The 25,081-nt window shown below is 40.5% G+C and carries 21 protein-coding genes; 13 read left to right on the forward strand and 8 right to left on the reverse strand.

The features are described 5' to 3' along the window. Positions 1–69 precede the first annotated feature (69 nt). On the reverse strand, positions 70–1,500 hold the full coding sequence (locus tag BUC07_RS13950; protein WP_073170657.1) for a RapZ C-terminal domain-containing protein: 1,431 nt from the start codon (positions 1,498–1,500) through the stop codon (positions 70–72). A 54-nt stretch (positions 1,501–1,554) separates the two neighbouring features. Between BUC07_RS13950 and BUC07_RS13955 the strand changes: the two genes are divergently transcribed. Both BUC07_RS13955 and BUC07_RS13960 read left to right on the forward strand, forming a co-directional pair. After that, positions 1,555–2,277, forward strand: a complete 723-nt coding sequence (locus BUC07_RS13955; RefSeq protein WP_073170658.1) for a YdcF family protein — start codon at positions 1,555–1,557, stop codon at positions 2,275–2,277. 25 nt (positions 2,278–2,302) lie between these two features. Next, on the forward strand, positions 2,303–2,569 hold the full coding sequence (locus BUC07_RS13960; protein ID WP_073170659.1) for a hypothetical protein: 267 nt from the start codon (positions 2,303–2,305) through the stop codon (positions 2,567–2,569). A gap of 17 nt (positions 2,570–2,586) precedes the next feature. Here BUC07_RS13960 and BUC07_RS13965 read toward each other — a convergent pair whose 3' ends face one another. From BUC07_RS13965 to BUC07_RS13975, 3 genes are read right to left on the reverse strand one after another with little or no spacing between them, the layout of a single operon-like run. Then, complete coding sequence (locus BUC07_RS13965) at positions 2,587–2,721, reverse strand: FeoB-associated Cys-rich membrane protein (protein ID WP_083578264.1); 135 nt, start codon at positions 2,719–2,721, stop codon at positions 2,587–2,589. A gap of 23 nt (positions 2,722–2,744) precedes the next feature. Further along, on the reverse strand, positions 2,745–4,868 hold the full coding sequence (feoB, locus tag BUC07_RS13970; protein WP_217652705.1) for a ferrous iron transport protein B: 2,124 nt from the start codon (positions 4,866–4,868) through the stop codon (positions 2,745–2,747). Next, complete coding sequence (locus BUC07_RS13975) at positions 4,858–5,091, reverse strand: FeoA family protein (RefSeq protein ID WP_073170710.1); 234 nt, start codon at positions 5,089–5,091, stop codon at positions 4,858–4,860. The genes feoB and BUC07_RS13975 overlap by 11 nt, the downstream gene beginning before the upstream one ends. Before the next feature lie 278 nt (positions 5,092–5,369). On the opposite strand from BUC07_RS13975, the gene BUC07_RS21665 reads away from it, so the two are divergent. The 3 genes from BUC07_RS21665 (at position 5,370) to BUC07_RS13990 (ending at position 8,520) form a co-directional block, all read left to right on the forward strand. Further along, the gene (locus BUC07_RS21665; protein ID WP_073170660.1) at positions 5,370–5,831 is read left to right on the forward strand and encodes a helix-turn-helix domain-containing protein; all 462 of its coding nucleotides are present in this window, start codon (positions 5,370–5,372) and stop codon (positions 5,829–5,831) included. A gap of 273 nt (positions 5,832–6,104) precedes the next feature. Further along, complete coding sequence (locus BUC07_RS13985) at positions 6,105–7,406, forward strand: rhodanese-like domain-containing protein (RefSeq protein WP_073170661.1); 1,302 nt, start codon at positions 6,105–6,107, stop codon at positions 7,404–7,406. 151 nt (positions 7,407–7,557) lie between these two features. After that, a complete protein-coding gene (locus BUC07_RS13990; protein WP_073170662.1) occupies positions 7,558–8,520 on the forward strand; it encodes an L-histidine N(alpha)-methyltransferase in 963 nt (320 codons plus the stop codon). Positions 8,521–8,575: 55 nt separating this feature from the next. Here BUC07_RS13990 and BUC07_RS13995 read toward each other — a convergent pair whose 3' ends face one another. From BUC07_RS13995 to BUC07_RS14005, 3 genes are all read right to left on the reverse strand, one after another. After that, on the reverse strand, positions 8,576–9,502 hold the full coding sequence (locus BUC07_RS13995; protein ID WP_083578266.1) for an aldo/keto reductase: 927 nt from the start codon (positions 9,500–9,502) through the stop codon (positions 8,576–8,578). A 507-nt stretch (positions 9,503–10,009) separates the two neighbouring features. Then, on the reverse strand, positions 10,010–10,225 hold the full coding sequence (locus tag BUC07_RS14000; protein WP_083578267.1) for a PLD nuclease N-terminal domain-containing protein: 216 nt from the start codon (positions 10,223–10,225) through the stop codon (positions 10,010–10,012). Between the two features lie 49 nt (positions 10,226–10,274). Then, the gene (locus BUC07_RS14005; protein WP_073170664.1) at positions 10,275–10,979 is read right to left on the reverse strand and encodes a class I SAM-dependent methyltransferase; all 705 of its coding nucleotides are present in this window, start codon (positions 10,977–10,979) and stop codon (positions 10,275–10,277) included. 110 nt (positions 10,980–11,089) lie between these two features. On the opposite strand from BUC07_RS14005, the gene BUC07_RS14010 reads away from it, so the two are divergent. The 7 genes from BUC07_RS14010 to BUC07_RS14040 all read left to right on the forward strand — a co-directional run bounded on the left by BUC07_RS14010 (position 11,090) and on the right by BUC07_RS14040 (position 22,375). Next, on the forward strand, positions 11,090–11,665 hold the full coding sequence (locus BUC07_RS14010; protein ID WP_073170666.1) for an RNA polymerase sigma-70 factor: 576 nt from the start codon (positions 11,090–11,092) through the stop codon (positions 11,663–11,665). 160 nt (positions 11,666–11,825) lie between these two features. Beyond that, a complete protein-coding gene (locus tag BUC07_RS14015) occupies positions 11,826–12,842 on the forward strand; it encodes a FecR family protein (RefSeq protein ID WP_073170669.1) in 1,017 nt (338 codons plus the stop codon). Between the two features lie 333 nt (positions 12,843–13,175). Then, complete coding sequence (locus BUC07_RS14020) at positions 13,176–16,547, forward strand: SusC/RagA family TonB-linked outer membrane protein (protein WP_083578268.1); 3,372 nt, start codon at positions 13,176–13,178, stop codon at positions 16,545–16,547. Positions 16,548–16,601: 54 nt separating this feature from the next. Then, positions 16,602–18,146 carry a SusD/RagB family nutrient-binding outer membrane lipoprotein gene (locus BUC07_RS14025; protein ID WP_073170672.1) on the forward strand — a complete coding sequence of 515 codons (1,545 nt, stop codon included), beginning with the start codon at positions 16,602–16,604 and terminating at the stop codon, positions 18,144–18,146. 174 nt (positions 18,147–18,320) lie between these two features. After that, a complete protein-coding gene (locus BUC07_RS14030) occupies positions 18,321–19,301 on the forward strand; it encodes a metallophosphoesterase family protein (protein ID WP_073170675.1) in 981 nt (326 codons plus the stop codon). Positions 19,302–19,328: 27 nt separating this feature from the next. Beyond that, positions 19,329–20,501 carry a purple acid phosphatase family protein gene (locus BUC07_RS14035; RefSeq protein ID WP_083578269.1) on the forward strand — a complete coding sequence of 391 codons (1,173 nt, stop codon included), beginning with the start codon at positions 19,329–19,331 and terminating at the stop codon, positions 20,499–20,501. A gap of 326 nt (positions 20,502–20,827) precedes the next feature. After that, positions 20,828–22,375 carry a beta-N-acetylhexosaminidase gene (locus BUC07_RS14040; protein ID WP_073170677.1) on the forward strand — a complete coding sequence of 516 codons (1,548 nt, stop codon included), beginning with the start codon at positions 20,828–20,830 and terminating at the stop codon, positions 22,373–22,375. 57 nt (positions 22,376–22,432) lie between these two features. Here BUC07_RS14040 and BUC07_RS14045 read toward each other — a convergent pair whose 3' ends face one another. Then, positions 22,433–23,452 carry a LacI family DNA-binding transcriptional regulator gene (locus tag BUC07_RS14045; protein ID WP_073170680.1) on the reverse strand — a complete coding sequence of 340 codons (1,020 nt, stop codon included), beginning with the start codon at positions 23,450–23,452 and terminating at the stop codon, positions 22,433–22,435. Between the two features lie 486 nt (positions 23,453–23,938). Here BUC07_RS14045 and BUC07_RS14050 point away from each other — a divergent pair, with 486 nt between their 5' ends. Then, complete coding sequence (locus tag BUC07_RS14050) at positions 23,939–25,042, forward strand: alpha/beta hydrolase-fold protein (protein WP_073170682.1); 1,104 nt, start codon at positions 23,939–23,941, stop codon at positions 25,040–25,042. The last annotated feature ends 39 nt before the right edge of the window (positions 25,043–25,081 follow it).

Raw genomic sequence — 25,081 nt, forward strand, 5'->3', positions numbered from 1 at the left:
TTTTTGCATTGAAACTTGGGATTCTCCTTGTCTTTAAAATTTTTCTTCTTACAAGCTGTTTTACTCATGTTAAATTTGTTGTTCGCGGTGAATGAGAACAACATTTACAGGGTAATTGTTTCGCAGGTGGCCGGCAACTTTCTCAGCAGCATATACCGAGCGGTGTTGCCCGCCGGTACACCCAAAGCTTACGGAGAGATGTAAAAATCCACGTTCCAGGTAATTTTTCACCGACTGGTCAACAAGCGCTTTAACCGGTTTTAAAAACCATTCCATTTCCGATTTTTGCTCCAGGAATTCCTGCACTTTCAAATCTTTTCCGGTCAGGTTCTTGTACTCGGGGTAGCGGCCCGGATTGTTCAGCGCGCGGCAGTCAAACACAAACCCGCCGCCGTTTCCTGAAGGGTCATCAGGAATTCCTTTTTTATAGGAAAAGCTCATCACACGAACTGTTAACTCGCTGTTACTGCTACGTCCGTATTCTTTCAGTGTTTCCGATTGGGTGAGCAGCTTTAATACATTCAGCAACTCGGGCATCCGCACCGGGAGTTTTAGCTTCGGCAACAGGTTTTCAAGGTTTCGGATGGCGAACGGAATACTTTTCAGGAAATGCTCTTTTTTCTCGTAAAACCCCCGAAATCCGTAGGCTCCCATTGCCTGCATAATGCGAATCAGCACAAAACCATTGAAATACGAAGTAAATTCATCTTCATTTACATTCATGTAATTTTTCAGTTCAGAAAGATAAAACTGAAAAAGCTGGTTGCGGGCATCCTGCGGAATATCTGCTTTGCCGTCGTACAGCAACGAAGCCAAATCGTATTGCAACGCACCGCGGCGTCCGCCCTGGTAGTCGATAAAATACACATCGTTATCTTTCAGCATTATGTTACGCGACTGAAAATCGCGATACATAAAAAAACCAGATGGTGCTGAAAGCAGGTAATTACTGAATGCCTGAAAATCGTCTTCGAGTCCCTGCTCGTCGAACGGTACCTTTGCCAGTTTCAGAAAATAATACTTGAAATAATTCAGGTCCCACATCATCGATTGCTTGTCGAAAGCTTCGCGCGGGTAACAAACCGAGTAGTTCAGGTCTTTGCCGGCAATAATCTGAATTTTAGGTAAAACCTGCAATACTTTCCGGTATTCAGAAATAATATTTTCAGAAAAACCTTCCGACTCGCGGGCTTTGGAGAGGTAATCAAAAAGCGTGGTGTCGCCCAAATCTTCGAGCAAATACTTTTTCAAATCCGAACTCACGGTATAAATTTCAGGCACCGGCAATTCTTTTTTCCGGAAATGATTGGTAAACGAAAGAAACGCCGTATTCTCCTTCACATCGTCATTAAATGCGCCGATAACTGAGCGGTTCTCATTTTGCAACCGGCAGTATTCCCTGTCGGAGCCTGATGCGGGCAACATACTGAATGAATCGACCTTTTCCTGAAAGTGCTGCTCAAACAGTTGAATTATTTCGTTTTTTTCTTCGTTGTTCAATTTATGAAAATTTAAAGATTAAACGTATTTTTATCTTTTCATGATAAATATAATATGGCTAAAACCAAATCCAAAAGTATTCATTTTTTAAGCATCGCCCGATTTTTTTTTATTCTCGCCGGAATTTTCTTTCTGGTTTGTGTGGCACTGGCTTTTACATCGCTCCCTTACTGGGGCATACATTGGCTTGGCACCAGCAAATCGGAACTGGCTCATCCGCCCGAAACCATTATTTTGATGGGCGGTGGCGGTATGCCCAGCGAAAGCAACCTGATGCGCAGCTGGTATGCGGGAAGGGCTGCCGAAAGTTTCCCCGAGGCCAACGTACTGATTGTCATGCCGGGGGAGCTAACGGACAGCCTGAGCACACCACAAAAAATGAAAGAAGAGCTGGTGCTGCGAGGCGTGAATCCCAAACAGATTCAATTTGAAAATGAAGGAACCAACACCCGATCGCAGGCACTGAACTGCAAGAAAAAGCTGAATATCAATGAACCTGTTCTTCTCATAACTTCACCCGAACATGCACGACGATCAGTTTTATCTTTTCAAAAAGCCGGGTTTGAAAAAATAAATGCCCTGCCTGCATTTGAAGATGCTGCCGAAGCCGATTTTTCATTCAGCGATGACGAACTGGGAGGCAATAAAACTTTTGTACCCGATGTGGGCCAGAGCATGTCGGTGCGCTACCAGCTTTGGAACCACCTGAAATATGAGATTACTTTTGCACGCGAAATACTGGCATTGGCATATTACAAATTGCGAGGCTGGATTTAATAAAAATATCTATATATTTGCATGCATGGATATAAAAACAAAAATTGAAGTCAAAAAACTGGACCTTCAGCCCGAAAACAAAGGGATTAAAAACTTTTTTAAATCGAAACAAACACGCAGAACGCTGATTGCAATTCTTGTAGGATCATTGATCGCATTAGCCTTCTATTATTTTACCGAAGGACAAAGCATGAATACTTTTTCAGTGGAACAAGCGCTGAAAAACATGGCCCTCGGCGGTTTTTTCGGGTTCTTTGTTACCAACAGCCCGTGCGCACGGGGAAGGTGTTAATCAATTTGTTCCGCAGTTCAATGGCAACCGCAACCGGAATCACAACCGGCAGCGTTTTGTTTTTTCTTTTTCATGAAAATTTTTTTCACCAGATAAACTACTGCTGCAAGCACAATCAGGTAAACCAGTATGTTTTGTAATTCCCACATCATTTTATTTCAACTATTTTTCATTTTTATTTTAACAGCTGGTAAGCCACGAGCGATACAATATAAGCAAAACCTGTCATTGTAAAAAGTTGAATCAACGGCCATTTCCAGCTCATGGTTTCCCGTTTTACAACGGCCAGCGTACTCATACACTGCATGGCAAAAGCGTAAAACAGCAGCAACGAAATTCCTGTTGGAAAATTAAAAGCTTTTTCGCCGGTCGATTCATTTATTTCTCCAGCAAGACGGTTTTTTATGGTCTCTTCATCATCGTTTCCCACGCTGTAAATGGTAGCCAGCGCCCCCACAAACACCTCGCGGGCGGCAAACGAGGTAAGCAGGGCAATTCCAATTTTCCAGTCGTAACCCAGCGGACGGATTACAGGCTCAATTGTATGCCCCAATATTCCTATATACGAATTGCGCAGCTTATAAGAAGCAACGGCTGTATTTAACTCCTCGCTGGTCAATTGTTCATTTTCAGTTTGAGCATGCACAATTTCCTCCGCATTTTTAAACTCCACCGAAGGTCCATGCGAAGCCAGAAACCAAAGCACAATGGAAATGGCAAGAATAATTTTCCCGGCATTGACAACAAAATCTTTGGTTTTATCAACTACAGTGTAGGCTATATTCCTGAGTAAAGGCAATTTATAACCGGGCATTTCAGCAATGAAAAATGAACGGGACTTAATTTTCAGGATTTTATTTAACACCCAGGCCGAAAAAATGGCCATGACAAAACCAAGCGCGTATAAAAACATCAGTGTCAGTCCCTGCAGGTTTAACCCCAGGATAGTTTTTTCGGGAATTACCAGCGCAATGATAATGAGATAAACCGGCAGACGGGCAGAGCAGGTGGTAAATGGTGTTACAAGAATGGTAATCAGTCGCTCTTTCCAGTTTTCGATGTTACGTGCCGACATAACCGCAGGAATAGCACAGGCTGTGCCCGAAATTAGCGGCACTACACTTTTTCCATTCAGCCCGAAACGACGCATAAAACGGTCCATGATAAACACCACGCGGCTCATGTAACCGCTTTCTTCAAGAATGGAAATAAATAGAAAAAGAAAGGCGATTTGCGGAATAAAAATCATAATTCCCCCAATGCCAGGAATAATTCCTTCTGATAACAATCCGTTAAGGGCACCGGGCGGCAGGGTGTTTCGCGCCCACTCCCCCAGCGAAGCAAACAACCCGTCGATAAAATCCATCGGGTAGCTGCTCCAGTTGTAAATGGATTGAAAAACAAGCAGCATTATCAGGAAAAAAATGACGTAGCCCCAAACGCGATGAAGCAAAACGCGGTCGAGCCTGCTGCGAAAATCTTTTGCGGCAGAGATATCTTTTTTGTAACCTTTGTCCAGCAGTTTGTTGATAAACATGTAGCGCTGAATAGTTTCCTTCTGCTGCATCCGTTTGAGTTCATTTTCGCTCCGGACAGGAAATCCGTTTTTTGCAGATGCATTTTGAACGGCTACATTTTTATGGTTGGTGTAATCAAAATTCTGGGTGTGTTTCAGCCAAAGCCGGTACAACTCTTCCCTGGGGAACGCTTTCTGCAATTCCGTAAAATATTCGGAATCAATTTCTTTTAACCCGATAGTAGAATTTACCGGTAATTCACGGTAATCAGCAATACATTTTTTAAGGTGATCGATACCTGTTCCCTTCCGGGCGCTAACCAGTGCAATTTTGGTTCCCAACTGCTTCTCAAATAGTTCAATGTCCAGCGTAATGCCTTTGCGCACCATTACATCGGACATATTAACCGCCAAAACAACCGGAATTTTAAGGTCTTTTATCTGCGTAAAAAGAAACAAGTTTCGTTTTAAATTCTCAACATCGGCCACAATAACCACCACGTCCGGAAAGTTTTCGCTGGTTTTTTCGAGCAGGTGTTCTACTACAACCTGCTCATCGGCAGAAGTTACGTTGAGACTGTATGTTCCCGGTAAATCGGTAATCCGTGCTTTCAGCCCATTTGGCAGCTTGCATGTTCCTTCCTTTTTTTCAACCGTAATGCCCGGGTAGTTCCCCACCTTGTGGTTCAGTCCGGTGAGCTGATTAAACACAGAAGTTTTGCCTGTATTCGGGTTTCCTATTAGCGCTACGTTGATTTGTTCCGGCATGGTTTTATCCTGCATTCGCAATTTCAATTAATGAAGCTATTTCTTTTCGGATGGCAAAAAAACTTCCGCTGATATTCAGGTACAGCAAATCGTTAAATGGAGAAAACTGGATAAGCTGTACTTCACTGCCCGGAAGGCATCCCATCTCCTGCAATTTTACCGGAACAACATCTGTGGAAAAATTTCCGATGATTCCCTTTTCGCCGCGCTTCAATTGTGCAATTGTATATTTATTCATTTTCATGGGCTAATTCTAACATTCAATTAAATAAAAGGTTTTTCTGTCCTTTTATTGGAAATGCAATGATAAGGTTTATGGTCGATCGAATCAATCCCAACAAATAGTGATTTTGAGACGATTTGTGTGGCAGGAGAACATGAAACACATTCCGGTATCCAGAAATACTATTTTCTAACCTGCCTGATTCATAAAAAAACAGAAAAGCGAGCTAACTATCAGTATGACGACACAATGTAGCTATTCAAGTAAAATACTATGTTTTATATTTTATTTACGTGTGCGTATATTTCAACGCATCTGCTTCGTTACGAAATAATAATTCAAATCCTGAAGAATTCAACAACTGCAGGCCTGGTATAATCTCCAGTAAAATAATTGATGAATTCAAAGAAAATGAATATTATTTAGATCCAGATATTTCGCTTCAGGAATTAGCAGGGAAGCTGAATATATCAAAACATAAATTATCAAAAATAATTAAAGATGAAGGTTATGATAACTTTTATGTTTTAATCAATCATTTTAGAATTCAAAAAAGCAAAATACTTCTTTCTAAAATGCCCAACAATCATGTAATTGAGTCGGTTGTTACAGAATCCGGGTTTAAATCGCGCTCCACTTTTTACCGGGTATTTAAGGATTCGACTGGATTAACTCCAAAAGAATATATATGCAACTATGAGCTAAGTAAGGCAGGAGCGCCGGAGTTGTGTAAACCAACTTTCAGGTTGAAGTAGCTGTAATACGGAAGCCAACAAAAAAGTTGGGAGCGGTTGAAAGTGCCATAGGCATCCCTCACGGGGCTTACTTTTTTGCCGCAGGTATCCACTGCGGGGCTTGCGACTATACCGGTCGGAACATGCCAGCCTTTTCGGTTGAAACGGTGCCACTTTGAAAGATGAACAATTATACAAAAAATTTAATTCTCATTTTTTCAAATTCCTTTTCTCATCTATTTAATCAATAACCTAATTGAATTGTTATAATTATGGAATCAAAAAAATGAAACCGTGATTAAAACAATCTCTACTTCTGAATTAATCGCTTTACTTCAATCAAAAAATGCAAAAATTATCGATGTCAGGCCGGTGGAAGCCTACAACGGCTGGCAGCTAAAAAACGAAAAACGGGGCGGCCACATCGCCGGGGCCAAAAGCCTGTCTGCCAAGTGGCTCAACTACATCGACTGGATTGAAATCGTTCGTCACAAAAACATTCTGCCGGAAAATGATATTGTCGTTTACGGTTATTCGCCCGAAGAGGCTCAAAAAGTAGCCGAACGGTTTAAAAATTCAGATTACAAAAAAGTATCGGTGTATAATGGATTTCTGAATGAATGGGCTCCCTATTCTGATTTGCCTTTACAAAAACTCGAACGATACAAAAACCTGGTTTCTGCCAATTGGGTGAACGATCTGCTTACAGGCAAAAATCCGTATCACTACAACAAATTTGTTATTGCCCATGCGCATTACCGCAACCGTGATGCTTATTTAAGCGGGCATATTCCCGGCGCTATCGACATCGACACCAATGCACTTGAAGATGAAAAAACATGGAATCGGCGAACTCCGGAAGAACTCAAAAAAGTATTTGAATCCCACGGTATAACTTCGGACACCACCGTAATTATGTACGGAAAATTCATGAATCCCAATAACGATGCCCCGTTTCCCGGAAGTGCCGCAGGCAATATTGGTGCCATCCGCTGCGCATTAATCATGATGTATGCCGGCGTAAAAGATGTGCGGGTTTTGAACGGCGGTTTTCAGTCGTGGCAAGATGCAGGCCTTGAAATTTCAACTGCCGATGAACCCAAAAATTCTGTTCCTGATTTTGGAGCTGAAATTCCGCAAAACCCCAAGCTTATAGTAGATACGCCCGAAGCCAAAAAAATGATTGCTTCGCCAAATGCTGAACTGGTTTGCGTGCGAAGTTATCCGGAATACATTGGAGAAGTAAGCGGCTACAATTATATCGAAGCGAAAGGCCGCATTCCGGGTGCTGTGTTTGCCGATTGCGGCAGCGATGCCTACCATATGGAAAATTACCGCAACGTGGACCACACCACTCGTGAGTTTCACGAGATAGCTGATATCTGGAAAAAAAACGAAATTACACCCGATAAACACCTTGCTTTTTACTGTGGTACCGGCTGGCGGGGCAGCGAAGCCTGGTTCAACGCCTGGCTGATGGGGTGGCCACGCGTTTCGGTTTACGACGGTGGCTGGTTTGAGTGGAGTAACGACCCTGAAAACCCTTACGAAACAGGCGTTCCTGAGGAAAATCTCACGCCAGGCTTAGAAAAATAGAAAGAATGTTCCCGCCGATAGCGGCAGATACACGCAGAGAAGAGAAAGTGTTTCAAACAAACCTCTGCGAAAATCAGCGAAATCAGCGGGAGAAATAATCATTGCGCCGTCGCGCCTTTGCAAGAAAATAAATTACGAGCAAAAACAAGTTATGGAACAAAAATTACTGCTTTCACAATTGGCAACCGACACGTTAAAAGGACTGTCAGCAAATCCTAAATATTTATTGTCGAAATATTTTTACGATGATATGGGCAGTGCCATTTTCCAGGATATTATGCACATGCCCGAATACTACCTCACCAACTGCGAACACGAGATTTTTTCAAAACAAAAAAATGAGTTGCTAAAAGTATTCAGTAATAATGGTGATACCTTCAACCTTGTTGAATTGGGCTCCGGCGATGGTTCAAAAACAAAAATATTATTGCACCATATTTTCAACAAAGGGGTTGATTTTCAATACCTGCCGATTGACATTAGCCAAAAAACGAACGATAGTCTGGCAGCGAACCTGAAAGCCGAACTACCCGGTTTGATAGTAAAACCTAAAACGGGCGATTATTTCAATGAGTTGCAAAAACTCACCTCGGATGACAGTATTCCAAAAGTTATTTTCTTTTTGGGCTCGAACATTGGGAATTTTTCAAATGAAGAAACGGCCGAGTTTTTAGGCCGCCTTTCAGCATATACAAATTCGGGCGATAAGGTTTTAATAGGTTTCGATCTGAAAAAATCGCCAACTGTTATCCTGAAAGCATACAACGATCCGCACGGACACTCACGACGGTTTATTTTCAACCACCTGCACCGGCTGAACAGGGAGCTGGACGCTGCATTTGACCCTCAAGATTTTGTACATCACTGCACCTACAATCCCGAAAGCGGCGAGCTGAAAAATTATTTGATAGCAAAAACGGAACACAATGCGCAGATTGATGCACTGGAACAGGTTTTTCACTTTGAAAAATGGGAACCTGTTTTTATGGAACTTTCACGGAAATTCGATTTGGAGACCATCGGACAACTTGCTACTGACCATGGTTTCGAACAAATAAGAAACTTTACCGACAGCCGGAATTACTTTGTGGACTCACTTTGGGAAAGAATATAAAAAGCCTGACACTCGAAATTATAAGGCTATTCAAATGATATTGTATTTTTACTTTTCAGGTTTTATTCAAATCATTCAGTGCAGTTTCGGTACGGGACAGGTAGTTATCAATTTGTTCGTTTTCTTCAAAACCGATAATCATCATATCCACACTTCTCAGGCCCAAAACAAAACGCAGTGCATTGTCAATTTTCTCGCTCTGGTCGCGCAGTTCGCCGTTCCCGATAAGTTTCATTCCAATAACACCTTTGCCTGACTGGTGCAACTGGTGAATGACTTCAACAACTTCTTCCGGATCGGGCTTATCCATTGCTATTCCGTAAGGATTAATCCGCACATGAATTACATCAACCCAATCGCTGGCAAGCGCATCTTTCATGGCTTCAAGCGAATGTACCGAAACACCGTGGGCCCTGATAATACCCTTGGCTTTCAAATTTTCCAGGATATCCATCTGCCGTTTTTGAGTTTCAGTCCAGTTTTCTTCCACCATACAGTGAATTTGCACCAGGTCAAGATAATCGGTATCCAGCTCTTTCCGGAAACGATCGACCACAATGTCCGCATCCGGCCGCTCCGGTTCGGGAATGCCTCCTCCCCTCACCCAGATTTTGGATGAAAGTGTCATTTCATCGCGGTTCATATCTGCCAGTGCTTCATTTACAAAACCATGGGTTCCGTATGTGTCGGCACAATCGAAAAAGCGGATGCCTTTATCCCATGCATGCCTAAGCAATGCCAGGCTCTTCTCTTTTCCTTGTCGTGTTAAAAAAGAGGTTCGGTTGCCGGCATGCACACCTGTTCCGAACCCCAGCATGGTGGTTTCAATGCCTGATTTGCCAAGCTTAACTTTTTGGAGTGGATCGGTTGCAAAACTACTGCCAGATGAAGCATACAAAGGGTTTGAAAATAAAACGTGTGCCGTTCCCAAAGACAATGCTTTTACAAAATTGCGGCGATGCATTTTCAACTTATTTGTCATGATAAAATATTTTCAGCCAATTTAATTAATAAACCGGTTGAAAGTAATATTGTTCGAATGTAATTTGAAGGAAACAATAATTTTTTTTGGACCAAACCCGAAAACTTAATTAACGATTCGAATTTTTTATTCTTCTTTATCAAGAGGTTTCGGCGTATTTAAAGTCTCCTTTTCACTTTTTGGGTTCGGTTTTACGGCGGGCCGAGGAAAATCGGATGGTTTATGTTTAATAATTTTTGGCGTAGTAATAGAATCCACCTGATTTGGTTTTATCGAAATGCCTATGTAATTACTGAGTGTCAGACATAGAACATAAAAAATAGACGCAGCTAGAATAATCGCTTTCATAATAGTGGCTTTAGTTTTTTGTTCTACTGTTTAACTGATTAAATCAAGAACCAATTTAGGTCATTAGCTGCAACCAATGAAATAAAATCTACAAACGGGGTAACCATGTCGGTAAATCACCCTTTTTTTACTGCAAAAAACCTGAATGACTTTTAATTATCATTCAATTTTCTGTTTCCGGCCAATAAAATAGTAGAGGATTGCCCCCAAGAACCATGTGAGTAAAATTACCAGTACCCAAATTAGTTTGTTGTTTCCTTCAAATTCGCTCTGCAAAATATCGACCAGTGCAATAATTGGAATAACAAAGAAAACAAGAGAAACAAGCAAAATAATCACGATTTCCTGCGAACCCATAAAACCAAGTAACATCATAATATTCAATTTTAGATGGTTAAAAATTAGTGAAAATACCAGAGTATGTTTATCCTAATGTCAGCCTGACCAGAAAATCATTTTGTTCCCCTTTTTCAATGAGTTGACAATTTAAGCCCGCTTCTCCGGCAGTTTTGGCAAGCGTTTCAAGATCAGTAAACAGCCATTTAAATTGTGTTGAATGATTTTTGTACACCAGCTCGTAATCCATCTCCCCGTAGTAGTTGTCGTTGGCCAAATCAATCCAAAGCGAACCATCTTCTTCTTCAAAAAGGTAATGAATATCGGACGAATCGATAAGCATTTGCCCTCCTTCATTTAGCAAACTTTTCAGATGCAGCAGCATTTTTTTCAGTCCGTCAATAGTTTGCCCGATGCCGGTTCCGTTCATCAAAAGAAGAATGGTATCGAAACCGGTTTCCTTAAAATGAAAAACGTCTGCGCAAACAACTTTTTCCACTCCTCTTTTTTTCATAACAGCGGCAGCCAGCTCTGACTTTTCAAGGGCAGTCACGTCAAATCCCTGTTTTTGCAATTCCAGCGCATGACTGCCCGCTGCCGCTCCTACATCCAGAATCTTACCCTGGCAGTTTTTAATTGCTGTCTTCTCAATTTTCGGCATTTCACCCCAGGTTCTGAAAAAGTAAGCCGGTGGCAGGATTTCGCCTTCGGTGTAGTTGGTATTTATAAGAATATCCGGTGCTGTTCCGTTTTTGTAAAAATCTGAAATGGCCTGTCCAATCGGGTCGCTCATGTGGTGTTTTTTTGTGCGAAGATAAATCAAATCAGGAATTATATGGATGCTGTCGTTGTTTTTATCAAATCAATCACTTTAATTTGTAGTACCTGAATTGTGGAAACTAAATGACAGAAAATCTGAATCAACATATTTTCAAACGCCTCCAAAATGGTGACGAAAAAGCATTCAGCGAGCTTTTCGATCAATACTATTCTGCCTTGTGCCTTTTTGCAAATAAGTACCTGTGCGATATGGACCTGTCGCGTTCGCTGGTGCAACAGGTGTTTATTGATTTATGGACCAAACGCGAAAAAATTACTGTTACCTCTTCCGTAAAATCGTATCTATACACCACGGTAAAAAACCGCTGCATCGATGTGTTTCGCAAAACTAAAGCCACCACAGAAATATCGGAATCCGTCGAAAATCTCAATCAAATTCCTTTTCGTGATTTAATTGAAGAGGCCGAACTCAACGATCGCATCAATGCTTCCATCAACCAGCTCCCGGAAAAATGCCGTGAAATATTTTTGCTCTGCCGTTTCGAAGGACTGAAATATTCCGAAATTGCTGAAAAACTCGGTATTTCAATTAAAACCGTAGAGATGCAAATGGGAATTGCATTAAAAAAATTACGCGACAGTCTTTCTGATTACCAAATGATTAACCTCCTTGTTTTTATTTATTCGAAAAAAAATTGAATTTCATTACAGGGTGCCGGTCTTCTTTTTCGTCATAGAGTAAAATTTAGTTGGAAATTAAAATTTTAGTGAATCTTTGTGTCTTTGTGATTTTGTGGCAAAAAATAATGCCACTAAGACACTAAAACACAAATTGGAGCACTAAGTTAAAAACAAAGAATTGAACGAAAATAACAACTATATCGATAATCTCATTGCCAAAACAATTTCGGGCAATGCCACTTCCAAAGAAATTCAGGAGCTGGAAGAATGGAAAAATCAATCGGAAGCCAATAAGCAACTGGTGCAAAAAAGCAGTAAGGTTTGGGACAAAACAATTAGCCATTTATCAGAAAATGATATCAACTCGGATAAATCCGGGCTCTCCAAATCTTACAACCATTATCTTTCCGATCAGCTTCAAAGCATTAAGCGAAAAACGTTTATCTACAAACTGGCAGCTATTCTAACTTTTCCCATTGCACTAACCATTGGCTGGTATTTCTCGGATGCTCCTGTAAACTTCCAGGAAGCTCCCGTCCAGTTGGCGCAGGTTACTTCGCCCAAAGGACATGTTTCAAAATGTGTTTTGCCCGACGGAACGCAGGTTTGGATAAATACCGGTTCTACCATCACTTACGATGTCAACCGGTTCAATAAAAAATTTCGGGAAGTTAACCTGGAAGGGGAAGCCTATTTTGAGGTGACATCAGATAAGAAAAAAACATTCCATGTTAATACGCCGGTGGCCAGAATAAATGTAACCGGAACAGCTTTTAACGTAACCGCCTATCCCGGCGATAATAATTTTGAAACCGTACTGGCTGAAGGAAGTGTTGATTTGCAGTTTAAATCGGCTGCCGGAAAAAACATTGCCATGAAACCCGGGCAACGGGTAATTTATAACCGGCAGACTGACGAAATGAATGTTCGCACTGTCGATGCCGAGATGTTTACCTCGTGGCGAAACGGCGAATTGTTGTTTAAAGATGCCACTCTCAACGACCTGATTACCGAACTGGAACGGATTTACGACATTGAATTTCACCTGCATCCAGCAGATTTGGGAGAATTCAGGTTCCGCGGAATGTTTAGCTATAACAACAACCTGATTGAAGCGCTCGAAAAAATCAAACGCACCTCGGGAATTGATTACTACATTGAAAATAAGGAGGTATGGCTACGGAAGAAAAACTAATATTATAAAACTGTCATTTCCAGTGAAACTATCCCTTCGGGAGACGACGCAGGAGGAGAAATCTCATTCTAATTGGCAGATTCCTCCCTCGTTCCTCAGTCGGAATGACAACTAAAACAAATAACTTATCAATAAATAAAAAAAACGCCTATGAAAAATCGAAAAACATAAAATTTCAAGTTTAGTTAGGTTTTATCCGTCAAGCGGTTCGATCCGCTGAACGGATTACAGAGAAAAGAAAAGAGGGAAATTGTGGTGACTTCCCTCTTTCAAACAAACTTCTCTAGCCTGATTAGAAGCTAAATCCATTTATTAATTAAAACATTCAAATTTATGAAAAATTTTTTAGAACGATGGAGGGAAAAGAATCCCTGCATCAAAAAACTTTGGTTAATTATGCGACTAAGTAGTTTGCTCATTTTACTGGCTGTTTTCTCCTCCACTGCCAGCGTGTATTCGCAGGCAACAAAACTTACGCTGAAAATGGAGAATGCCCGGATTACCGAGGTATTCGATGCCATCGAGCAGCAGTCGGAATTCTACTTTTTTTACAACCGCGACTATTTCAATGATCAACGGGAAGTTTCCATCGATTACTCGAATAAAAATATTGAAGTAATACTGGATGAACTGTTTGAAGAAGAAAATGTGGAATACGAAATCGTGGATCGAAACATCCTGATTAAAATTCCAAAAATCGCCCCGGGAATTTCGGATAATTCAGCGCAGCAGCAACCAGCCATCTCCGGAACAGTAACCGATGAAGCTGGCCAGCCACTGCCGGGTGTTACTGTGGTTGTAAAAGGCACTACCCAGGGTACAGTTACCAATGCGGATGGGAACTATTCATTAAATAATGTTCCTGAAGATGCTACGCTGGTGTTTTCGTTTGTGGGAATGCAAACAAAAGAGGTGGTAGTAAGAAATCAATCTGAAATTAACATTTCACTTTCAGCAGATGTTGTTGGGTTAGATGAAGTTGTTGTAACAGCATTGGGTATTGAAAGAGAAGAAAAGGCTTTGGGATATGCTGTTCAAAAAATTGAAGGAGAAAAGTTACAACGAACAAAAGGTGCATATGCTGCAACATCTTTGACAGGTAAAATTGCCGGACTTTGGATAAAAAATAGTACAGAATTTAATGAGGAGCCAGACATTTCTCTTCGTGGTGAAAATCCTTTATTGGTAGTTGATGGTGTTGCATATTCAAATATGAATTTTAATGATATTGCAGCTGATGATATTGAATCAATAAATGTGCTAAAAGGAGGAACTGCTTCAGCTTTATATGGTTATAGAGGAAGTAGCGGCGCGATAATAATTACTACAAAAAATGGAAGAAATACAGACGGCATACAAGTTGACATTAATTCAAATAACATGTTTGCAGCAGGTTTTCTTGCTCTACCTGAAGTTCAATCCTCATATGGACATGGAATTAATGGAGCCTTAGCCACAGATTATGTTTGGGGGCCAAAATTAGATGTTGGCGATACAGGAAGACAGTGGAATCCTGTTACTAAGCAATGGGAGGATATGCCTTTAATTTCTAGTGGCAAAAACAATTTTCAAAATTTTTTGGAACAAGCAGTTGTTTCAAATACAAATATTAGCCTATCACAAGCTGGAGAAAATGGGAGCTTCCGGGTTTCTCTTAATCATGTCTATAATAAAGGGCAATATCCTAATCTTAATTTGAATCGAACCAACTTTACTGTTAGCGGAGTAATGTCTGCTACAGATAAATTCACTGTTGAGGGATATATGGGTTACAATCGTCAGATGGCTCCACAAACTTTCGGCCAGGGATATGGCTCACAAGGTTATATTTATCAAATTCTGTTATGGACAGGCCCCGATTACGATATTCGGGATTATAAGGATTATTGGATAATAAAAGACGAAAAACAAAATTGGTTGTATGATGCTTGGTATGATAATCCCTACATGATGGCATACGAGCGACTTAATGGTGAGTGGTTAAATAAAATGAATGCCAATCTGACATTAACATATAATTTAACAAATCATCTTAAGGCAACATTCCGGAATGGGTATGATATGTATAGTAATGAATATATTCGAAGAAATCCAATAAATATTAACAGTGGTAGAGGTGGATTTCATCAAAAAGGACTCTACAGAAATCAAGTATCTTCCGGTTGGAGTATTAACAGTGATTTTTTATTAATGTATAAAAAAGAATTATTTAATGACTTTGATATTGATTTTCTCGCTGGTTCAACATTATATAGATATACAGATAAAAATCTTGTCGGAGCTACCAATAATGGACTTGTTATTCCTGGGTATTATTCTTTAAAAAATTCACGTGACCCAGCAACAGTAAGTTCGTCAGTATATAGACGGCAGGTAAATAGTATTTATTCAAAGTTGTCGTTTGATTACAAAGATATTATATACTTTGATGTAACTGGCCGAAACGACTGGAGTTCAACTCACAAAGAAGATACACGTTCATTCTTTTATCCTTCAGTTAGCTCAAGTATTGTTTTAACTGAACTTTTTGAACAGCCTTCATGGCTTGATTTATGGAAGGTAAGAGGCGCATGGACTGTTGCCAAAAGCCCATTAGGAATATATGATAATAATCAAGCTTATAATACAGGACAGATAAATTGGCAAGGATTACTTTATGCTGATTATCCAAATGATTTAATAAATGAATTTGTTTTGCCAAATGCTACTCGCACATACGAATTAGGGACATCAATTTATTTCAAAAAACGATTAAAATTTGATTTCACCCATTACAATAAACTCTACTATAACCAACAAAGATATGCTCCTATTTCCGAGGCTTCCGGTTTTTCGAGTACATTAATTAATACTGAAGAAGAACATGTTAGGAAAGGCTGGGAAATATCTGTAGATTACTCTTTGGTTGATAGTGAGAATTTTAGTTATAATGTTGGTTTCAACTGGTCTAAATCTCATATTTATTATAATAAACTTGATCCAAATTATTCTGCTGATAATTTGTGGACTGGAAAAGGGAAACGAGTTGATGCATATGTTTCAAGATACTGGCTGAAGGACGATGAAGGTAATGTTATACATCGTTCAAGCGGGTTGCCATGGAGGAGCGATTATGATAAACGATGGGGGTATTCCGACCCTGATTTTATATGGGGTATAACTAACAGAATTAACTGGAAAAGGTTTGATGTAAGCGTTAATTTTGATGGCCGCATTGGAGGGGTGATGTATAATTATACTGAGCACAAAATGTGGGATACAGGCTCTCATCCAGATACCGACAACCAATGGAGATATGATGAAGTAGTAAATGGGGAAACAAATTACATTGGTGAAGGGGTAAAAGTTGTTTCCGGCTCAGTAGAATTTAATAATTATGGTGAAATTATTAGTGATACTCGGGTTTATGAACCTAATGATATTAAAGTTTCTTACCAATCGTATGCAAGAAATTATGGAATCGGAAATATGGGTATTGTTTCAGGTACTTTTTTGAAACTAAGAGATTTTTCTATTGGCTATAACTTTCCTCAAAGTATTGCTGGCAAAATTGGAGCATCAAATCTCTATCTTTCTTTAACAGGTCAAAATGTTTTCCTATGGACAAAGGAAATCAAATTTGCAGATCCGGATAAAGGCACAGATTCTGATTTAACATCGCCATCTGTAAGATATTTAGGAGTGAATTTGAATGCTTCGTTTTAAAGAAGCTGGATACTCGTATATGAAAATGAATAATAACTTTTTAATCGTTTGAAAATGAAAAAAATAATTAATTATAAAACTATTCTAATAATGCTCTTCGTATTCATTTTTGCAAGTTGTGAAGATTTTGATGAAATGAATACAAATCCAGATTTAGCAATAAGTGTAACTCCAGATATGTTAGCAACTACACTTATATTAGATATAACTCGGGATGAATTAGCAACTACGAAGGGATTTATGCGGCCTTTTATGCTTGATAAATATATTGTTTGGGGAGAATTTATTGATGCAAATGAGCAATTAAATGGCTTGGGCAGGACAAACTTTTCTGATTATTTAATGATTACCAATGCCAAAAAAATGGTTACCTATGCTGAAGAAATGGGTGATCCGGAACTGATTAACTCCTACACTGCACTAAGTCATTTTATAAGAGCTTGGATTTTTTTCAATTTGACTTTGGAGGTTGGAGATATACCATATAATGATGCAGTGTTGGCTGAAAATTCAGGGATTATTAAGCCAGAATACGATACACAGAAGTCAGTTATTGAAGGAGTTTTAAATGAATTAAAAGAAGCTAATAAACTGTTTGCCCAAGGAGAAAATTTTAAGGGTGATCCTATTTACAATGGTGATGTAAAAAAATGGCAAAGAGCGGTAAATTCATTTCGTTTAAATGTTCTTATACAGCTTTCTAACAAAGAAAATGACACAGAACTTAATATTGCTAATCGTTTTAAACAAATTTTCCAAAATGAACCTCAGTTAAATGATAATAGCGATAATTTTGCACTAAAATATTCAGATGCAACAGGTGAGAGATATCCTTTCTCAAAGCCCAATCCTTTTTCAATATATCCAATTATAAGTAGTAAACTTATTGATTCACTGAAGACTTTAAAAGATTACAGACTATTTTATTATGCTTCACCGTCACCCGTTAGAATCGATGAAGGAATTGAAGCTACAAGTTTTGATGCCTATGTGGGAATAGATCCTGCATTATCTTTCTCTGATGCTGGTGAAATAGTTGGCACAAATGATTATTCAATGATTAATGAGCGTTACTTTCTTTCTTCAGGTGAACCAATAGCATTGATTAGCTATACACAACTCAATTTTAATATAGCTGAAGCTGCATTGAGAGGATGGATTTCCGGAGATCCAGAAACATTTTATAATTTAGGAATAGAGTCGGCTTTAAATTTTGTAGCAACTAATACTCCCGATGATGAATTATATCATCATGCCATGAAAATTACACCTGCGTATGTTGAAAATTATCTTTCATCAGAGCCAGTCAAATTACGTTCATCTTTTGATGATAAATTAAGTCAAATTTTGACACAAAAATATATCAGTACATTTTTACAAATTCCCAGGAGTGCGTTTTATGATCATCGTAGAACAGGCTACCCTGTTTTACCATTCGATCCAGCAACAAATATGAATAATCCTTCTGATAAATTCCCTGTGAGATGGATGTATCCACAAGTGGAATTAGATTATAATACTGATAATGCAAAAGAAGCTATCGATAGACAATACGATGGGATTGATGATAATAATGGTATAATGTGGTTACTTAAATAATATTTTAAATGGCTTTGAAAAACCTCAAGCTTTGGTGAGATTCTTCGTTGCCGAAGGAAGTCGCTAATTTTTGAGGTTTTTTATATAATTCTTTATACTTCTTCAAAGCCTTCTATTGTAAATTCTATTTTTAAAAATTACAATCAAAAAATAGTAAAAGATAAAACTTAAATAATGAAGACAAAATATCTTATTTTATTCTTTGTTTTAAATATTTTAATTCAAAGTGCTCAATCAAAAAATAAAACCACCTTAGAATTTAATGAAAGAGGAAATTTTAAAATTGCCCAGTTTACCGATATTCATTTCAAACCGGGTGCACCGGAGTCTGAACCTTCGCTGGGATTAATAAAGTACATTCTGGAAACAGAACAACCCGATTTGGTGGCTTTTACGGGAGATATTGTTACCGGCCGTCCGGCAGCCGACGGATGGAAAACGGTTTTGGAACCAGTTTTGAAAGCAGGTGTTCCTTTTGCCGTTACGCTGGGCAACCACGACGATGAGCACGATTTGTCGCGGCAGCAAATTCGTGAACTGCTGAAAAGTTTTCCGGGTTATGTGGGCAAAAAACCGGATGCTGCATCTGATTTTGGTGATTACCTGGTGAAGGTGAATGCCGAAAATAAAGAAGAAAATGCACTGCTTTATTTTCTCGATTCCAACGCCTACAGCACCCTCGACAGTGTGGAAGGTTACGGTTGGTTTTCGTTTGATCAGGTGAACTGGTACCGGAAACAAAGTCGGAAAAATGCCCTGAAAAACGGGGAAAAGTTACCGGCACTGGCTTATTTTCATATTCCGCTACCCGAATACCAAACTGCTTATGATAGCGAGGCGAAGAAAAAAGGTCAACGAAACGAAGACGAATGTTCGCCTGACATAAATACAGGGATGTTCACCGCAATGCTTTTTGAGGGCGATGTGATGGGAACGTTTGTGGGGCACGACCATGTGAATGATTACATCGTTAACCATTACGATATTGCGTTGGCTTATGGTCGCTGGTCGGGAGGAAAAACCACTTACGGTGATTTGCAGCACGGTTCACGCATTGTAGTGCTGGAAAAAGGCAAACGGCAGTTTAAAACCTGGATGCGGTTGCGCGACGGGCAGGTGGTTGACAACGTCCTTTTCCCGGATGATATAAAATAGAACCTGTAATCTTTTGAAATACTTTAAATGAAAAATAATATGACACATAAATCCTGTCTTTTTTTGCTGCTTTTTGTTTTGTCGCTCAACCTTTTTGCACAGGAAATTCAAATATCCCATGGGCCGTACGTTCAGGCTGTGGCCGAAAATGAAGTAACCATAGTATGGACAACCGATGTGGATGCAGTGTCGTGGGTAGAGGTTGCTCCTGCAGGTACAAACAGTTTTTATGGAGAGGAGCATCCCAAATATTTCGAAACCAAAAACGGCAACAGGGTGGTTGGGCAGTTGCACAAAATTACTATTCCCAATTTGGAAGAAAGCACGGAATATCGTTACCGGGTATTTTCAAAGGCCGTTTTAACGCACCAGGGACACCGGGTTTTGTACGGAAATATTGCTTCAACCAATGTGTACAGCCAAAAGCCATTGCGGTTCCGGACACTGAACAAGCAAAAAGATTCTGTTTCCTTTTTGGTTTTAAACGATATTCACGGCAGGGTGGATGATTTGGCGGCATTGAGCAGCAATGTGGAATATGGTAAAACCGACCTGGTGTTTTTTAACGGCGACATGGTTTCGTCCATGAATGACGAGCAACAATTTTTTGAAGGTTTTATGGATAAATCCGTGGAGCTATTCGCTTCGAAAGTTCCGGTATATTTTGCCCGCGGAAACCATGAAACGCGTGGCCCGTTCAGTGTTTATTTCCCCGATTATTTTCCCACGCCAACCGGAAAACTATACTATTCCTTCCGCCAGGGGCCGGTGCATTTTATTGTGCTCGATTGCGGCGAGGACAAACCCGATTCCGACATCGAATATTCAGGCCTGGCGCAGTTTGATGCGTACCGCACCGAACAGCAAGAGTGGCTGAAAAAGGAAATTCAAAAAGAAGAATTTAAATCGGCACCCTACAAAATGGTTGTCATTCATATTCCGCCGGTTGGCTCCGACTGGCACGGCCCGCTGGATATCCGCCGAAAAATTCTGCCTGTGTTGAAAAATCAAAACATCACTGCCATGATTTGCGGCCACACCCATCGCTACCAATACATTGAACCGCAACCAGAAGAGTTTGATTTTCCTATTATTATTAACGCACATACCACGTCACTCGAAGTTGATGCAACTTCAGAAAAAATGACCGTAGTACGAAAAGACACCGACGGAAAAGAATTGAACCGGTTTAATTTTTAAGCCAACCGAATGGTTATCAAGAAATTATTTGCAATACACAATTAAATGTCGCTTAGTTAGTAAAATTTATTCTACGTTGTCAGGAACTTCGCATGCTGACAAGTCTGTAGTTTTGAACCTGTCAACGTCAACAGACTTGACAGCGTTAACTAAACGACATTGATGCACAATTCTACATTGTACCATAGCAGAAGTAATAAAAAACAAATTTATTTTCACAATCACCACCTTCTTAAAAAATTAAAAAAGTATGCTCCACCCGTTCAATCTTCAAACCAAATGAGTAATTTTAAAGTTTGAAATAATCAAAAACAAAAAGTATAATTATGAAAACCAAATTTTTGCTTGTGTTTGCCATTGTAACCGGCGTTTTCCTGCTCAATTCCTGCACCAAAAAAGAACCCACCGATCTCACCCAAAACAGTTTTATCCCAAAGCCTGTTTCCGTTGAAGCCACCGGAGAGTCGTTTGAACTGACAACAGCTACAAAAGTGTATTATCATGAAGAAGTTAAAGAATTGCAACAGGAGGCTGAATATCTTGCCGCTGAATTGAAACGAATCCTAGGGACAGCGCCTGCAGTTTCAGCCACCAGTGAAGTGCCACGCAGCGGAATTTATCTTTATGTTACCGACGAGGACGATGAACTGGGAACAGAAGGCTACAGCCTGAAAGTTGGGAAAAAACTCGTATCGGTGAAAGCCCACAGTGCGGCAGGTTGTTTCTACGGCATTCAAACCTTACTGCAAACCTTGCCGGCAGGAATTGCCAGTGAAGATTCTTATGAAATTGCCACAGGAGAAATCCGTGATTTTCCGGATTACGGCTACCGCAGTGCTATGCTCGACGTGTCGCGCCACTTTTTTGGGGTGGAAGATGTAAAACGGTTTATCGACTTTTTGTCAACTTACAAAATGAACCGGCTGCACCTGCACCTCTCCGACGACCAGGGCTGGCGCATTGAAATTAAATCGTGGCCCAAACTGACTGAAATTGGTAGCAGCACCCAGGTAGGCGGTGGCGAAGGTGGTTTTTATACACAGGAACAATATTCTGAAATAGTCAGGTACGCACAGGAACACCATGTTACAATTGTCCCCGAAATTGACATGCCGGGACACACCAATGCTGCACTGGCTTCGTATCCGGAACTCAATTGTGATGGCAAGGCCCCCGAGCTTTATACAGGCATCGAGGTTGGTTTTAGCAGCCTGTGCACCGACAAGGAAATTACGTATGAATTTGTGGACGATGTGGTGAGGGAAATTGCTGCGTTAACACCGGGAGAATGGTTTCACATTGGTGGTGACGAATCGCATTCAACAGACAAAGACGATTACATCTATTTTGTAAACCGGGTACAGGAAATTGTGCTTTCGCACGGCAAAAAGGTAATTGGCTGGGATGAAATTGCCAACGCCGAACTGGTTGACAATGCTGCAGTTCAGTTTTGGGCCAATGTGGAAAATACTACCATGGGCGTGGAAAAAGGTGCGAAAGTACTGATGTCGCCGGCAAAAAAAGCCTACATGGATATGCAGTACGATTCCACTACTCACATTGGACTGCACTGGGCTGCCTATATTGAAGTGGACACCGGTTACGACTGGAACCCGGCAACCTACGTGGAAGGCGTTACCAAAGAAAACATACTGGGAGTGGAAGCACCGTTGTGGACAGAAACTATCACCAACATGGAGGAGATTGAATACATGGTTTTTCCCCAACTGCCTGGTTATGCAGAGATTGGATGGACTGCCCCGGAGCTGAGAAACTGGGATGAATACAAAATCCGGCTGGCAGATTTCGGAAGTCGTTTCGAAGCACAGGACATCAATTTCTATCGCTCGGATGTGGTTCCGTGGAAAGAATAAAAATTACTGATTTTTGCTGAAAAAGTCATGCTTTCCTAAATAAGGGCATGACTTTTTTTATCTCTTTTTCTTTGATGATTCCCTGACAACCAGTTCAGTTTGAAGGACAATATTTTCGCTGAAGCTCCCACCCTTCTCAATCAGTTTAAAAAACAGGCCGGCTGCCACTTTCCCAATTTCAAAAGTGGGGTGCGTTACCGATGTGAGTGGCGGGTCAACTACCGTAGAATGAAATTCATCGGTAAAACCTACCAGTGCAATGTCCTCCGGGATTTTTAACCCCTGGCGTTTGATTTCTTTCATTGCCGCAAATGCAACGGTATCGTTTATTCCGAAAATGGCATCGGGCAACTTTGGCTGTGCGAGCAACTTTTTTGCAGCCGCGTTTGCATTGCCCGGGCTCATATTACAGGATACAAGCAAATCCTCTTCAAAAGGCAACCCACATTCTGCCACCCCTTCCCTGAAACCGCGGTTCCGGTTTTGCGTGATGCTCAAATGTTCAGGGCCTGAAATGTAAGCGATTCGCCTGCAGCCATTTTCATAAAAATGATGGACGATACTTTTTACTGCTGAAACTCCGTCAACAGTAACAGTCGGTACATTCAAACCCGATGGAACACGATCGAAAAACACCAGCGGTATTTCAGTTTCAATTAACCGGTTGAAATGGCTGAATTCCTTTGTTCCCTGGCTCAAACAAACAATCAAACCTTCAACCCTGGCTTTCAAAAGATTTCTGACCGACTCCACCTCTTTCTGAAACGATTCGCCGGAGGAGGAGATGATGCAGAAATAGCCATGTTGGTTGGCAATTTCTTCAATCCCCGAAATGATGGAAGCATAAAAATGGGTGACAATATCGGGCACAATCACCCCAATCATTTTGGTTTGCTGCCGGAGCAATCCCATCGCCAGCGGATTGGGCACATAGTTCCGTTCATGCGCCAGTTGCTGAATTTTCTGAGTCAGCTCGGCGCTAATGTCGGGATGATTTTTCAGCGCCCGCGAAACCGTGGAAATGGAAACGCCCAGTTCTTCAGCCAAATCTTTTAACGAAATGTGTCGCTTGCCCATTCTGAAAATTTTATAAATACAAATCAGTGGTGTCCGGTAAAAATTGTGTTTTAGAAATAGAAACAGAATAAAACGAACATCTTATTGAAAATAAATTATTTGCATTTAACGGCTAAAGCCAGTTTTTCTTTCTTCAAAACCCCCGGCTTAAGCCGGGGGCAATAAATCCGCATTATTCAAGGGCTTCAGCCATTAATCTTTTATTTTACCGGACACTATTGAATACAAATGTAATATTTACTCGTTTAAAAACGGGATCAGCGCCCTGAAATGTCGGGGTCTATTCGCTAAAAATCATGATGCAGTTACAAGTCACATCACCCTCATAAAAATGTTTTACAACACTTTTTTCAATCCGCAAAGCTTTGCGGTAAAAAGAAAAAAATCAGCCGTTTGTGTTGATCAAAAAGTTCTTGTAATTTGGACAGAAAATAATTTTTCCAATTTGAAAAACTTGATTTTTTTGTTCCATTTAAATTGAAACTTATGAAACTATTTTTCCGATTTTTTTTATTTGCAATTCCAATTGCAACAGTGTTGTGTGCTTCACAATCTTTTGCACAGGTAGTTGAAGACTTCAAACCTTCGTCTGTAAACCAACCGGGCAGTGAGTTTCCCCAGGTAAATTCTGAGGGCCGCGTGCGCACTCAAATTTTAGCACCCGATGCCAACTATGTTCAGCTCGATATTGGCGGGGTGAAATACGATTTAACCAAAGACGAAAACGGACTTTGGACAGGCGAATCGGCCCCGCAGGACCCGGGTTTTCATTATTATCAATTAAATATCGACGGGGCTTCAGTGCCCGATCCCGGCAGCATGTTCTTTTACGGGGCTTGTCGTTACGGAAGCGGTGTCGAGGTACCTGCTCCCGATCAGGATATTTTCGCATTAAAAGAGGTTTCGCATGGTCAGGTTCATGAAATTCTGTTTCCATCGGAAAGTACAAATTCCCAGCGCAGGGCTTTTGTGTACACACCTCCGGGTTACGATCAAGAATCGCCGGAACAGTATCCGGTGTTGTACCTGCAACACGGTTACTGCGAAAATGAAACTTCGTGGCCCAGGCAGGGGCGTGCCAACCTCATTATGGACAACCTGATTGCTGAGGGTAAAGCCAAACCATTCATCATTGTGATGACCTACGGAATGACCAACGATATTGAATTTGGCGGATTACGCAATTTCGATATCAAACCTTTCGAAACTGTTTTAACCGATGAACTAATTCCATTCGTCGATGCCAATTTCCGCACTTTGGCCAATCAGGAAAATCGCGCCATGGCCGGCCTTTCGATGGGCGGTATGGAAACAAAGATGATTACCCTGAACAGGCCCGATGTATTTTCATATTATGGCCTGTTTAGCGGAGGTATTTATAAACCTGAAGAAATCGAAGATCATAAAAATTTGAAGCTTGTTTTCATAAGCTGTGGCAGTAAAGAACATCCCGATGGCGTGAAGAATGCCGTGACCAATTTGCAACAGGCCGGTTTTAATGCTGAATCATACATTTCGGAAGGAACAGCCCATGAGTTTCATACCTGGCGCCGCAGCTTGCATCAACTTGCTCAGCTCTTGTTTAAATAGTTGAAATAAATTATTGGTATTAATACGAATTCAATTATT

It is taken from the genome of Tangfeifania diversioriginum (assembly GCF_900141875.1).
Taxonomy (GTDB): Bacteria; Bacteroidota; Bacteroidia; order Bacteroidales; family Prolixibacteraceae; genus Tangfeifania; species Tangfeifania diversioriginum.